This is a genomic window from Salinisphaera sp. (assembly GCF_035690525.1).
GTDB lineage: Bacteria > Pseudomonadota > Gammaproteobacteria > Nevskiales > Salinisphaeraceae > Salinisphaera.
Genome location: NZ_DASSKM010000157.1, coordinates 1 through 13,550, shown reverse-complemented (window position 1 = coordinate 13,550; position 13,550 = coordinate 1). Strand labels below are relative to the sequence as shown.

Annotated in this window: 11 protein-coding genes; 3 read left to right on the top strand and 8 right to left on the bottom strand. The window is 63.9% G+C overall.

All coding sequences use genetic code 11. The annotated features are described in order from the left end of the window. Positions 1 to 14 precede the first annotated feature (14 nt). From hisC to gyrA, 5 genes are all read right to left on the bottom strand, one after another. Positions 15 to 1,133, bottom strand: a complete 1,119-nt coding sequence (gene hisC / locus VFJ08_RS11990; protein WP_324997450.1) for a histidinol-phosphate transaminase — start codon at positions 1,131 to 1,133, stop codon at positions 15 to 17. A 158-nt stretch (positions 1,134 to 1,291) separates the two neighbouring features. Continuing rightward, entirely contained in the window at positions 1,292 to 2,407 is a 1,116-nt protein-coding gene (gene pheA, locus VFJ08_RS11985; protein ID WP_324997449.1) for a prephenate dehydratase, read from the bottom strand. A gap of 89 nt (positions 2,408 to 2,496) precedes the next feature. After that, positions 2,497 to 3,690, bottom strand: coding sequence for a phosphoglycerate dehydrogenase (locus VFJ08_RS11980; RefSeq protein ID WP_324997448.1), 1,194 nt, complete (start codon positions 3,688 to 3,690; stop codon positions 2,497 to 2,499). 141 nt (positions 3,691 to 3,831) lie between these two features. Next, positions 3,832 to 4,914, bottom strand: coding sequence for a 3-phosphoserine/phosphohydroxythreonine transaminase (gene serC / locus VFJ08_RS11975; protein WP_324997447.1), 1,083 nt, complete (start codon positions 4,912 to 4,914; stop codon positions 3,832 to 3,834). 283 nt (positions 4,915 to 5,197) lie between these two features. Beyond that, entirely contained in the window at positions 5,198 to 7,810 is a 2,613-nt protein-coding gene (gene gyrA, locus VFJ08_RS11970) for a DNA gyrase subunit A (protein WP_324997446.1), read from the bottom strand. Between the two features lie 246 nt (positions 7,811 to 8,056). Here gyrA and VFJ08_RS11965 point away from each other — a divergent pair, with 246 nt between their 5' ends. The 3 genes from VFJ08_RS11965 to VFJ08_RS11955 are packed head-to-tail and all read left to right on the top strand — an operon-like array spanning position 8,057 to position 10,798. After that, complete coding sequence (locus VFJ08_RS11965; RefSeq protein WP_349257002.1) at positions 8,057 to 9,406, top strand: TRZ/ATZ family hydrolase; 1,350 nt, start codon at positions 8,057 to 8,059, stop codon at positions 9,404 to 9,406. Further along, positions 9,396 to 10,106, top strand: coding sequence for a bifunctional 2-polyprenyl-6-hydroxyphenol methylase/3-demethylubiquinol 3-O-methyltransferase UbiG (gene ubiG, locus VFJ08_RS11960; protein ID WP_324997444.1), 711 nt, complete (start codon positions 9,396 to 9,398; stop codon positions 10,104 to 10,106). The genes VFJ08_RS11965 and ubiG overlap by 11 nt, the downstream gene beginning before the upstream one ends. 20 nt (positions 10,107 to 10,126) lie before the next feature. Then, a complete protein-coding gene (locus VFJ08_RS11955; RefSeq protein ID WP_324997443.1) occupies positions 10,127 to 10,798 on the top strand; it encodes an HAD-IA family hydrolase in 672 nt (223 codons plus the stop codon). Positions 10,799 to 10,862: 64 nt separating this feature from the next. On the opposite strand, the gene VFJ08_RS11950 is transcribed toward VFJ08_RS11955, so the two are convergent. The 3 genes from VFJ08_RS11950 to VFJ08_RS11940 all read right to left on the bottom strand — a co-directional run bounded on the left by VFJ08_RS11950 (position 10,863) and on the right by VFJ08_RS11940 (position 13,412). Next, complete coding sequence (locus tag VFJ08_RS11950; RefSeq protein ID WP_324997442.1) at positions 10,863 to 11,549, bottom strand: hypothetical protein; 687 nt, start codon at positions 11,547 to 11,549, stop codon at positions 10,863 to 10,865. A 169-nt stretch (positions 11,550 to 11,718) separates the two neighbouring features. Further along, positions 11,719 to 12,462, bottom strand: a complete 744-nt coding sequence (locus tag VFJ08_RS11945) for a pseudouridine synthase (RefSeq protein ID WP_324997441.1) — start codon at positions 12,460 to 12,462, stop codon at positions 11,719 to 11,721. A gap of 170 nt (positions 12,463 to 12,632) precedes the next feature. Continuing rightward, positions 12,633 to 13,412 (bottom strand): ferredoxin--NADP reductase, encoded by a 780-nt coding sequence (locus VFJ08_RS11940; RefSeq protein WP_324997440.1) that lies wholly within the window; start codon positions 13,410 to 13,412, stop codon positions 12,633 to 12,635. Between the last annotated feature and the right edge of the window lie 138 nt (positions 13,413 to 13,550).

The following is a 13,550-nucleotide window of genomic DNA, read 5'->3' as shown; positions in this document are numbered from 1 at the left end:
ACGACCCGGCCCCATCAGCCCAGCACGCGGCCGAGCGCGTCAAGAAAACGATCGTTCTCGGCCGTCTGGCCCACGGTGACGCGCAAATGGTTCGGCAGACCATAGCCGGCCAACGGGCGCACGATCACGCCTTGGCGCAACAACGCGTCATACACCGGGCGCGCCGCGCGGCGCGTGTCGAAGGTGATGAAGTTCGCCTGGCTCGGCAGGCAGCGCAGTCCGCGTTCCAACAGCGCCTCGGCCAGCCGCGCCCGCTGCCCGGTGTTGGATGCGACCGAGCGGGCGATGAAGTCGTGGTCGTCGATCGCGGCGGCGGCGCAGTGCAGCGCGATCATATTGACATTGAACGGCTGCCGGATTCGGTTGAGAAAGTCCGCGACCGCCGGCGAACTCAAGCCATAGCCGAAGCGCAGCGCCGCCATGCCGAAGATTTTGGAGAAGGTGCGCGTGATGACCAGGTTGTCGTAACGCGCGAGCCAGCTTGCCTCGGCGGCCACCGCGTCTTGCGTCTGATACTCGATATAGGCCTGGTCGAGCACCACCAAGGTCGCCGGCGGCACGCGATCGAGAAACGCCTCGAGCGCCTCGGGCGTCACCCAAGTGCCGGTCGGGTTGTTCGGGTTGGCCATGAACACCACGCCGGTGTTCTCGTCGATGGCCGCTCGCATCGCCTCGAGATCGTGCCCGTATGGCATATCGGCGCCGGGGCCAAAGGCGGCCACCGCGCGCACATCCGCGCCCACGGCGCGCGCCACGATCGGGTAAACGGCGAAGGAATGCTGCGAGACCACCGCGTTCTTGCCGGGGCCGAGAAACACCCGGGCCGTCAGCTCGAGAATATCGTCGGAGCCGTTTCCGAGCGTCACGCAGGCCGCGTCCAAGCCATGGCGGGCGGCGATCTGGTGCTTGAGTTCAAAGCCGCTGCCGTCGGGATAGCGATAAAGATCGCCGCCGAAATTCGCGAGCGCGTCGAGCGCAGCCGGGGCCGTGCCCAGCGGATTTTCGTTCGAGGCCAGCTTGATGATCGAGCTCAGGCCCAGTTCGCGTTTGAGGTCCTCTATCGGCTTGCCGGGCACATAGGCCGACAAACCGCGGATCCCGGCATGGGCCTGTTCGGACAAGATTTTCGGCATGTCGCTTACTCGAAATCAAATATCTTTCGACCGCGCGGCATGAAACCGCGTGGTCGACCAAGGGGGAGAGCTAGTGCCTCTCCCCTTTGGAAACCCCATTGCTAAGGTGCCCGCGGCAAGCCGCGGGGCATTGGTGAAAAAAATAATAACAACCGCGCTCACTCGCCGTCGCGGCCGATCGAGCGCGGGTAGGAGCCCAGTATTTTAAGCATCACCGCCTCCGACTCGATGGCCTCGATCACGCGGCGAACCGGGGCATCCTCGGCATGGCCCTCGATATCGATGAAGAAATTGTAATCCCAGGCCTGACGCCGCGACGGCCGGGATTCGATACGGGCCAGATCCACACCCGCCTCCGCGGCCGGGCCGAGCAGCCGGTACAGCATGCCGGGTCGGTTGCGGATCGACACCAGAATCGAGGTCATATCGTTGCCCGAGGCCGCGACGTGCTGGGTGCCGAGCACCAAAAAGCGCGTCGTGTTGTTGGGCTCGTCCTCGATGTTCGAGGCCACGACCGGCAGATCGTAGAACTCGCCGGCCGCGCGCGCGGCGATCGCGGCCGCGCTCGGATCGCCGGCTACGCGCCGGGCGGCCTCGCCGTTGGAGGCGACCGCCTCGCGCACGACACCCGGCAGATGGGTGTCCAGCCAATTGCGGCACTGCGCCAGCGACTGTGCGTGGGCGACCACGCGCTTGATCGCGCCGAATCCGCGCGCGTGCGACAACAAATGATGATGCACCGCGAGCGCCACTTCGCCGCAGATCGAAAGCCGGCTGCCGACCAGTTGATCGAGCGTATGGGTGACCACGCCCTCGGTGGAGTTCTCGACCGGCACGACGCCGAAATGGGCGTTACCGGCCTCGACATCACGAAAAATATCGCCGATCGCCGGTTTCGGCGACGCCAGTACCGCATGCCCGAAATGCTTGTATACCGCGGCTTGCGTGTAGGTGCCTTCGGGCCCGAGATAGGCGACGGTCATTGGTTTTTCGAGCGCGAGGCAAGCCGACATGATCTCGCGCATGATGCGCGCTATCTCGGCGTCGCCCAGCGGACCTTCATTGCGCGCGGTTACGCGCTCGAGCACTTGGGCCTCGCGTTCCGGACGATAGAAATCGGTGCGTCCGGCCGCCTGCTTGATTTCGGCGACTTTAAGCGCGACCCCGGCGCGCTCGTTGATCAGCGCATGAATACGCTGGTCGAGCTCGTCGATACGGGCGCGCGCATCGGCGAGCCCATCATCATAATCACCGTCATCGGCTGGTTTGCTCATGGCATGGTTCGACTCGCCGCCCGGGCGATAGCGGCCGGGCGGCTGTTGCACATCACGGGCCGCCCAACACGACCCGCGGCGGCTGGCCGTCAGGTCGCGTCGCGACCGATCGCGCCAAGGTAACGCACGCAAAGCACGCCCGAAATTTGGGCGAGCTCGTCGAGCGCGCCCTGCCCCACGCCCGTGTCGATATCCACCAGCGACAACGCGATCTCGCCCTTCGACTTGTTGAGCAAGTCGGCGATATTGTGATTGTGTCGCGCCAGCGCGGAGGTGATCTGACCGACCATGTTCGGCTGGTTCTTGTTGATCACTACGATGCGATGCGCGTTCGCCGTCGGCGGCATGATCGCCTCGGGGAAATTCACCGAATTGCGGATGTTGCCGATTTCCAGATAGTCGCGCAGCTGATCGGCGATCATGATCGCGCTGTTGTCCTCGGCCTCGTCGGTCGAAGCGCCCAGATGCGGCAGCGTAATCACGCGCTCGTGCCCGCGCAGCTTCTCCGAGGGAAAGTCGCAGACGTAATATTTCAGATGGCCCTCGGCCAGCGACTCGAGCACCGCATCCTCGTCCACGATCTCGGCGCGGGAGAAGTTGAGCAGCACCGCGCCCTGCGGCATGAGCCTGAGCCGTTCGGCATTGACCAGATCACGGGTGGCGTCGACCAACGGCACATGCAGACTCACGAATTCGGAACCGGAGATCAGATCGTCCACCGACAGGGCTTCGGCGACGCCGGCGCTCAGGCGCCAGGCGTTGTTGATGGTAATGCCCGGGTCGAACCCCGAAACCCCCATGCCGAGCCCCTGCGCGGCGTTTGCCACGTTCACGCCGACCGCGCCCAGGCCGATCACGCCCAGCGTACGGCCCGGCAGCTCGACACCCTTGAATTTCTTCTTGCCGGCTTCGACCTCTTTTTTGAGGCTTTCCCCGGTCGAGCTCAATTCTTCGACATAGCGCCAGGCGCCCAGGACGTTGCGCGCCGACAGCAGCATGCCGGCCAACACCAGCTCCTTCACGGCGTTGGCGTTGGCGCCCGGTGCGTTGAACACCGGCACGCCGCGCTCGGTCATCACATCGACAGGAATATTGTTGACGCCGGCGCCCGCGCGCCCGATGGCGCGCACCGTGGCCGGGATGTCCATGTCGTGCATATTGGCCGAGCGCAGGATGACCGCGTCCGGCTCGCCGATTTCAGAGGCGACCTCGTAGAGCTCTCGCGGCAGCCGATCGAGCCCGCGTGGAGAAATATTGTTCAACGTCTGAATCTTAAGCGTCATAGCTATCTCTAAGCAGAAATTTTTTAAAGCATTTGATCCGCAGATAGACGCAGATTCACGCAGATAGTTAAGAAGATGCTTCAGAGTTTTCTTTATATTGCTTCATCTGCGTCTATCCGCGTTCATCTACGGATAAAGTTTTTATGCCTTGGTCTTCTCGAAATCGCGCATGAAGTCGATCAACGCATCGACGCCGGCTTCCGGCATCGCGTTGTAGATCGACGCCCGCATGCCGCCCACCGAGCGATGGCCCTTGAGCGTCGACAGACCGGCTTCTTCGGCATCGGCCAGAAACTGCTTGTTCAGGGTATCGTCGGCCAGCAGAAACGGTACGTTCATGCGCGAGCGCGCGGCCGGGTCGACCGGGTTCGAATAGAAACCCGATTCGTCGATAAAGTCATAGAGCTTGGCGGACTTGCGAATGTTGATCTTCTCCATCTCTTCCAGACCGCCCTGATTTTCCAGCCATTCGAAGGTCAGCCCGCAGATGTACCATGCGTAGCACGGCGGCGTGTTGAGCATGGAGTCCGCGTCACGCTGCTGCTTGTAGTTGAGCACCAGCGGACAGGCGGCCTGGGCCTGCGCCAGAAGATCGTCGCGTACGATAACCATGGTCACGCCGGCCGGCCCGGCATTCTTCTGCGCGCCGGCGTAGATGACGCCGTATTGGGAGACGTCGACCGGGCGCGACAGGAAATTCGAGGACATGTCGGCCACCAGCGGCGCGTCGCCCACGTCCGGCACGTCGTGAAATTCCACGCCCTGGATGGTCTCGTTCGGGGTAAAATGCAAATAGGCCGCGTTGGCGGAGAGATTCCATTCGGAGGTCGCGGGGATCGACGTAAAATTATCCGCCTCGCCGGAGGCAGCCAAATTGGCCTCGCCGTATTTACCGACTTCCTTGATCGCTTTTTTGCCCCAATTGCCGGTGACCACGTAGTCGGCCGTGGCGCTCTTGCCCATCAAATTCAGCGGCACCGCCGCGAACTGGCCGGCGGCCCCGCCCTGCAAAAACAGCACGCTATAATCGTCCGGCACGCCCAGCAGACGCCGCAGCCGCGCCGTCGCATCCTCGGCGATCGAGACGAACGCCGAGCCGCGATGACTCATTTCCATCACGGACATGCCAGTGCCCTTCCAGTCGAGCATCTCGGACTGGGCCGTTTCGAGCACCTCGACCGGCAGCGTCGCCGGGCCTGCGCTGAAGTTGTACACACGTGACATGAACACCACTCCTCGTGGAAACCAAAGCGGGGCATCCGGCAGGCCCGAAGCGCCTACCTGGGTTCGATGCCTATTCTTAAACTTTAACCGCAGATGTACGCAGATGGACGCAGATTTTTAAGAAGCCAGCCCAAGGTTTTGGCGGTCAACCCCCGGGAAGCGGCGTTTCAAAAGTGACGCGATAGCGTTGTCTCATCGTCGTGCGCTTGAGCATTCATCTGCGTCTATCTACGTTTATCTGCGGATAAAAAACCTGGATAAATAAAAACTCTATGATAAAGCGCTAGCTGTCTCCGGATACGCCGGAATCGACAGCGTCGCCGTCCTGGCCGGTTTCGTCGTCCGCATCCTCGATCGCGACCCGGTCCACGCCGACAAGGCGCTGGTCGTCGGCGACCCGAATGATGCGCACGCCCTGGGTGTTGCGCCCCAACACGGAAATCTCCGACACCGCGGTGCGGATCAGCGTGCCCATATTGGAAATGAGCATGATCTCGTCGTCGGCGAGCACCTGCGTGGCGCCGACCACCGCGCCGGTCTTGTCCGATTGCTTGAGCGCCAGCACGCCCTGGCCGCCGCGCCCGCGCAGCGGATAGTCGTCGATCGGCGTGCGTTTGCCGTAGCCGTGCTCGGTGACGGTCAGGATTTCGCCGCGGCGCACCACGATCAGGCCGATCACGGCGGCCGAATCGTCGTCTTCCGGCAGACGAATACCGCGCACCCCGGCGGCGACGCGGCCCATCAGGCGCACGTCCTCCTCGGCGAAGCGGATCACCTTGCCGTGCGAGGCGAACAGCATGACCGTGTCGTTGCCGGCGGTGAGGTCCACGCCGACCAGTGCGTCGTCCGCTCTCAGATCGATGGCGATGATGCCGTTAGCGCGCGGACGCGAGAACTGCTCCAGCGCGGTCTTCTTGACCGTGCCGTTGCGGGTGGCGAAGAAAACGTTTTCACCGGTGTTGAAATCCTTGATCGGCAGCACTTCGGAAATGCGCTCGTCGGACTCCAGCGGCAACAGGTTCACGATCGGTTTGCCGCGTGCGCCGCGACCGGCGCTGGGCAACTCGTAGACCTTGAGCCAGTACGCCTTGCCGTAGGAAGAAAAGCACAGCAGCGTATCGTGCGTGTGCGTCACCCACAGCTTCTCGATGAAGTCGGCGTTCTTGGTGGTGGTCGACGACTTGCCGCGGCCGCCGCGGCGCTGGGCGCGGTAGGCATCCAGCGGCTGGCTTTTCACATAGCCTTCGTGCGTGAGCGTGACTACCACGTCCTCGGGCGAGATCAAATCGGCGGTGGTCAGATCCAGATGATCGTCGAGAATCTGGGTGATGCGCGTATCGCCGTACTCGTCGCGGATCGCGACCAGTTCCTCGCGAATGACCTCGAACAGCCGCGCGGTCGACGACAGGATCTCGAGATAATCGGCGATATCGTCGAGCAGTTTTTCGAACTCCTCGATGATCTTGTCCTGCTCCAGGCCGGTCAGGCGATGCAGGCGCAGATCCAGAATCGCCTGGGCCTGGGTCTCGGTCAGCCGGTATTGCCCGGCGCCGGAGCCGGAATCCAGCAGCCCGTAGTCGCGCGACAGATCCGCAGGCCGGGACGCCTCGGCGCCGGCGCGCTCGAGCATGCTCGTGACCTGCCCCGGAGCCCAACCGCGCGCCATCAGCCCGGCTCGAGCTTCGGCCGGACTGGAGGCGGCGCGGATGAGCGCGATCACTTCGTCGATATTGGCCAGCGCGACCGTCAAACCTTCCAGCACGTGAGCACGGGCCCGCGCCTTGGCCAACTCGTACTGGGTGCGCCGGGTGACCACCTCGCGGCGATGCCGGACAAAGGCTTCCAGCATCTGCTTGAGGCCCATCGTGCGCGGCTGGCCGTCGTCGAGCGCGACCATGTTGATGCCGAACACGGTCTGCATCTGCGAGTGGCGGTACAGATTGTTGAGCACCACCTCGGGTGTCTCGCCGCGACGCAGCTCGATCACCATCCGCATACCGTCCTTGTCGGACTCGTCGCGCAGCTCGGTGATGCCCTCGACGCGTTTTTCCTTGACCAGTTCGGCGATCTTTTCCAGCAGCCGGGCCTTGTTGACCTGATACGGCAGCTCGGTGACCACGATCGCCTGCTTGCCGCGTTCGTCGATATCCTCGAAATGCGCGCGGGACCGGATATGAATGCGCCCGCGGCCGGTCTCGTAGGCTTCGCGGATGCCGCTCGCGCCGTTGATGATGCCGGCGGTGGGAAAATCCGGACCGGGGACATGTTCCATCAATTGCCCGATGGTCACGTCTTCGTTATCCAGCACCGCCAGGCAGGCGCCCACGATCTCGCGGATGTTGTGCGGCGGGATATTGGTCGCCATGCCGACCGCGATGCCGGTGCCGCCGTTGACCAGCAGGTTCGGCAACTTGGTCGGCAGCACGGCCGGCTCGGATTCCGATTCGTCGTAGTTCGGGATGAAATCGACCGTATCCTTGCCGATATCGGCCAGCAACTCGTGCGCAAGCTTGGCCATGCGCACTTCGGTATAGCGCATCGCCGCCGGCGCGTCGCCGTCGATCGAACCGAAGTTGCCCTGGCCGTCGACCAGCACGTAGCGCATGGAAAAATCCTGCGCCATGCGCACGATCGTATCGTAGACCGCGGAATCGCCGTGCGGATGGTATTTACCGATCACGTCGCCCACGACGCGGGCCGATTTCTTGTACGCTTTGTTCCAGTCGTTGCCCAGCTCGTGCATGGCATACAGCACGCGGCGATGCACGGGCTTCAGGCCGTCTCGCACGTCGGGCAGCGCACGCCCGACGATCACGCTCATCGCGTAGTCGAGATACGACTGGCGCATCTCGTCTTCCAGGTTGATCGACAGGATCTCTTTAGCGACGTCGGCCATAGGCTAGTTCAAGTTGGCGATCCGGCGCGCGGCTCGGGGCCTTTACGGACGGGGACCGGAACGACCCGAAACCTCCCTGCCGACCGACCCGAAAGACCGCTGCGCGAAGCGCGCTATGATACCACAGCCGTTACCCGCAGCCGGCGCCCGTGCTGTCCGCGATTCCGCGTCTCCGATAACATCGGGCGCGCGACCGCCAATGGACATCCGGGCGGTCTTTTTACTTACTGCCACACGCGAGAGTCGATCTTGTCCGAAACCGTCATTCACGCCCGCTGGATCGCGCCGGTCGATGGCCGACGGCGCTGGCTCGAAAATCACGCCGTGGTGATCCGCCAAGGCCGGATCGTATCGATTCTGCCGAGCGACGAGGCCGCGCGCGCCCATCCCGACGCCGAGCGCGTCGACCGGCCGCGCCATCTCGTGGTGCCCGGGTTCATCAACGCGCACACGCACGCGGCGATGAACCTGATGCGCGGCGTGGCCAACGATCTGCCGCTCATGCCGTGGCTGCAGCAACATATTTGGCCGCTGGAAGCCCGGTTCATGTCGCGGGCCTTCGTGGCCGACGGCACGGATCTCGCCATGGCCGAGATGATCCGCGGCGGCACGACCTGTTTCAACGATATGTATTTCTTTCCGGACGTGGCGGCCGAGCGCGTCGAGGCGGCCGGCATGCGCGCGGCCATCGGCATGATCCTGATCGATTTCCCCACGGTCTGGGCCGCCTCGGCCGACGAATATCTCGACAAGGGCCTGGAAGTACACGATCGTTGGCGCAACCACGAACGGCTCGTGACCACCTTCGCGCCGCACGCGCCGTACACGGTCTCCGACGCCCCTCTGGCCAAGATGCGCACCTATGCGGACGAGATGGATGTACGCGTGCATATGCACATCCACGAGACCGCCTTCGAGGTGGCGCGCGCCGTCCAAGACAACGGCCAGCGGCCGCTGGCCCGCCTGGACGCGTTGGGCCTGCTCACCCCCAACCTGCTGGCGGTGCACATGACCCAGCTCACAGAGGCCGAAATCGCGCGCTGCGCCGCCGCCGGCGTGCACGTGATCCATTCGCCGGAATCCAATCTCAAGCTGGCCAGCGGCCTGTGCCCGGTCCAGACACTGCTCGATGCCGGTATCAACGTCGCGCTCGGCACCGACAGCGCCGCCTCCAACAACGATCTCGACATGATCGGCGAAATGCGCACCGCCGCGCTGATCGGCAAGATCGCCGGCGACGATGCCGCGGCCGTATCCGCCGATACCGCGCTCGAAATGGCCACGCTGGCCGGCGCGAAGGCGTTGGGCATCGCCGCGGACACGGGCTCGATCGAAATCGGCAAGAGCGCCGACCTGTGCGCGGTGGATCTCGGCGCGCCCGAAACCCGGCCGGTGTTCGATCCGATCGCCGCGCTCGTCTACAGCGCCACGCGCCAGCAGGTAACCGATACCTGGGTGGCCGGCCGGGCCCTGATGCGCGAGCGCCGGTTGACCACGCTGGATCTCGATGCGCTGGCCGCGCGTAATAATGCCTGGGGCGACAAGCTCGCCGCCCACGGCGCCTCCAACCAAGAAAACCAGCGTCATGCCCAGTAATCAACAGGCCGAACTCGACAAATTCGATGCCATGGCCGCCCGCTGGTGGGACGCCGACGGCGATATGCGGCCGCTGCACGACATCAACCCGCTGCGCACCGGCTATATCGAGCGGCGCGCGAACGGGCTGAAAGACAAACGGGTGCTGGATGTCGGCTGCGGCGCCGGCCTGTTGTCGGAAGCCATGGCGGCGCGCGGCGCCCGGGTGACCGGCATCGACCTGGCCATGCAGACGATCGGGGCCGCGAAACGACACGCCGAACAATCCGGGCTGGCGATCGACTATCGCGTGGTGTCGTCGCGCGACTTGGCCGCCGAAGCGGCCGGCTCGTTCGATATCGTGGTCGGCTTCGAAATGCTTGAACACGTCGACCGGCCGGCGCACGTGGTCGAAGATTGCGCCCGGCTCGTCGCGCCCGGCGGGGATGCGTTCTTCTCCACCATCAACCGCACGCCGCTGGCCGCGGCACTTGCCATCGGCGGCGCGGAATACGTGCTGCGCCTGTTGCCGCGCGGCACCCACGAATACGCCAAACTGATCAAGCCGTCCGAGCTGTCGGCGTACTGCCGCCACGCCGGGCTCGAGGTGGCCGACATCACCGGCCTGCGCTACAACCCGCTCACGCGCGGCGCCACGCTCGGCCACCGGCCGGACGTGAATTATTTCGTGCACGCCCGCCGCGCCGTAGACGCGTCGTGAGCGGCGGCGAACGATGGAGCGTGCTGTTCGACCTCGACGGCACCCTGATTCACACCGCCCCGGACCTGGTCGGCGCGCTCAACGACATGCGCCGCGAAGACGGACACGACCCGCTATCGGTCGAGGCACTGGCGCCCTACTGCTCCTACGGCGGGCGCGGCCTGCTCGGCCGTGGCTATGGGCTGACGCCGGACGATCCCGGCTATCGCGAAGCCTACGATCGTTTCATCGCGGCCTATCGCGGGCGCATGACGCAGAACAGCCGTCCCTATGACGGCATTCGCGAACTCGTCGCCCGCCTGGGCACGGCGGGCCGGGCCTGGGGCGTGGTGACCAATAAGGTCGAAGCACTGGCCGTACCGCTGATCGAATTCACGGCCTTCGATCCCGCCCCCGACGCGGTGATCGGCGGCGATACCGCCGGCGTATCCAAACCCGATCCGGCGCCGATCCTGCTCGCCTGCGAACGCATGGGCGTCGACCCGGCGAACTGCGTCTATGTCGGCGATTCGGATCGCGATATCGTCGCCGGGCGCGCCGCCGAGATGCCCACCATCGCCGCCGGTTACGGCTATATACCGGTGGACGACGATATCGCCGCTTGGCGAGCAGACGCCGTGGTCGACACCCCGGCCGAGCTTTGGGAAGCGATCGTGCGGCTACAGCCCGACCAGCCCATACGACGTATATGACCGATGCGGGTCGCCCACGTCTCGCGCGGCAGCGCCCGTCCGACATCCATATTTCAGGGCGAACTCAGGGGGCGGCTACAGCGCGGCCGCGCGCGAAACGACAGCAATCCGCCAGAACGCAGCGTTCGCAATCCGGGGTACGCTTGAAGCAGCAAGCCTTGGCATGCGCCACGATCAGCGCATGCAGCTCCTGGAACCACTCGGCATCGAACGCCGCGGCGCTTTCCACCCGGCAACGCAGCCGCTCGTATCGGCGCGTGCCCTGCCACCAGCCGTAGCGCTCGAATATCCGAAAGGCATAGGCATCGGCGATGAAACGCGGCCGGTCGAAGGCGTAGAGCGCGATGACATCCGCGGTTTCCGGGCCGATGCCGCGCAGCGACCGCAATTCGCGGCACAGCGCGGCCGTATCCAGCATTTCGATCGCGCCGAAGCCGCCCCGATCCACAAACCAGCGGCACAGCGTGCGCAGCCGTTCGGCCTTGACCCGGTGCGGGCCGGCGCGGCGGATCAGCGCCGGCAGATCGTCGTGCGCGAGCAGCGCCCCGGCGCTCAGCGGACCGGCTTCGCGCAGCGCCGCAAGCGCGATCTCCACGTTGGTCCAGGCGGTATGCTGGGTCAGCACGGCGCCGACGAGGATCTCGAAACGCAGGTTTTTCTCATCCTGAACCGGCCACCAGTGCTGCGGCCCATAGGCACTAAACAAATCGTCCCGGAACGCCGTCAGGGTCTTGTTCGTCAATACGGGCATGGAACTCGGGATTCGAAGAACAAAGACAATTCAGTCCGCAAATGAACGCGGATAAACGCAAACAAGACAAAATTATTTTTCCATTCGCGTTTATTGTGCGTTTATTGGCGGACTCATATTTTCTTTATATAAATCGGCGTGCATCTACGAGTCGATTTAATGTGCCGAGTCAGCGTTTGAGATCGACCAGGGCGGCGAGTTGGCGGACGGCCTTGCGGTCGAGTTCGCGGAAACCGCCCGCCTTGACCCCGGTCGGCAGCGCCACCGGCCCGAACCCGGTGCGCAGCAGGCGCGATACGGTGACGCCCTGGCTGGCCCACAACCGGCGTACCACGCGGTTACGCCCCTGGCGCACGGTGACTTCGAACCAGCGGTTGGCGCGGTGCGCGTCGTCGCCTTCGCGAACGGACTCGAAGCGCGCCGTCCCGTCTTCCAGTTCGACGCCGTTGACGAGCCGCTCGAGCATGGCCTGATCGATCGCGCCGCGCACGCGTACCGCATAGGTGCGCACGATTTCGTAGGACGGATGTTCCAGCCGCCGTTTGAGTTCGCCGTCGGTGGTCATCAGCAGCAAACCGGAGGTGTTCACGTCCAGCCGGCCGACGGCGAGCCAGCGCCCGGCCTCGAGCCGCGGCAGCTTGCGGAACACGGTCGGCCGACCCTCGGGATCGCGCTTTGTCACGACCTGATCGACATGCTTTTTGTAGGCCAGCACGCGCGTGGGCACGTCGGCTTTCTTGTCGAGATTGAGCACACGGCCGTCCAGCCGCACCGTATCGCCGCCGTGCAACGTATCGCCGAGCTTGGCCACCCGCGCATTGATCTTCACGCGCCCATCGGCGATCGCGCGCTCGAGTTCGCGCCGCGAGCCGTAGCCGGCGTGGGCCAGTACTTTCTGGAGACGTTCAGCCACAACAACCGCTCATATGTTGAGTCACAATGTAGTCCGCAAATAGACGCCAATAAGACATTTTTATTTCATATTTGCGTTTATTTTGCGTTCATTTGCGGACCAGTATTTTCCGATCGTTCTTCATGAACGATTGATATTATTTGCGGACTCGTCTTTTCGTAAAGCCATCATTATTTCGCGACGAAAGCGCGTTCGATCACGTATTCTCCCGGCTTGCCGATATGCGGCGAGGCCGTGAATCCACGATCGTCCAACAGCTTCGAGGTATCGTCCAGCATACCCGGGCCGCCACAGATCATGGCGCGGTCATATTCCGGATCGATCGGATCCAGCCCCAGATCCGAGGTCAGGCGGCCGTTGTCGAGCAGCGTGGTCAGCCGGCCGCGGGCATGAAATTCCTCGCGGCTGACCACCGGATAGTAGAACAGCCGGTCGGCGATCAGTTCGCCCAGGATTTCGTCGTTGGGCAACTCGTTTTCGAGCAGGTCGCGGTAAGCCAAATCTTCGATATAGCGCACGCCGTGCACGACGATCACGCGCTCGAAGCGCTCGTAAGTCTCGGGATCGCGCACGATCGACAAAAACGGCGCCAGTCCGGTGCCGGTGGCCAGCAGATACAGATTGCGCCCCGGATGCAGGTCGGTGATCAGCAGCGTGCCGGTCGGCTTGGTCGACACGAATACCTCGTCGTCGACTTCGAGATGTTGCAGACGCGAAGTCAGCGGGCCGTCCGGCACCTTGATCGAGAAAAACTCGAGGTACTCCTCGTAGTTGGCCGATACGATGCTGTAGGCCCGCAGCAGCGGCTTGCCGGACGGGCTCGCCAGACCGATCATCACGAATTGGCCGTTCTCGAAGCGTAGGCTGTCGTCGCGCGTGGTGGTGAACGAGAACAGCGAATCGTTCCAGTGCTTCACGCTCGTCACGCGTTCGGTATTCAGGGCTGCCATTGGACTTCCATCATCGAACCGCTTGCGCGGCGTCAAAACAAAAAGAAACCGGCGGGAAACGTGGGTGCCGGCGGGCGCTATTCCAAGCCCGCGCGCGGATCAGGCTCGTCGGGCGCGATATACTCGGCCTGGTCGTCG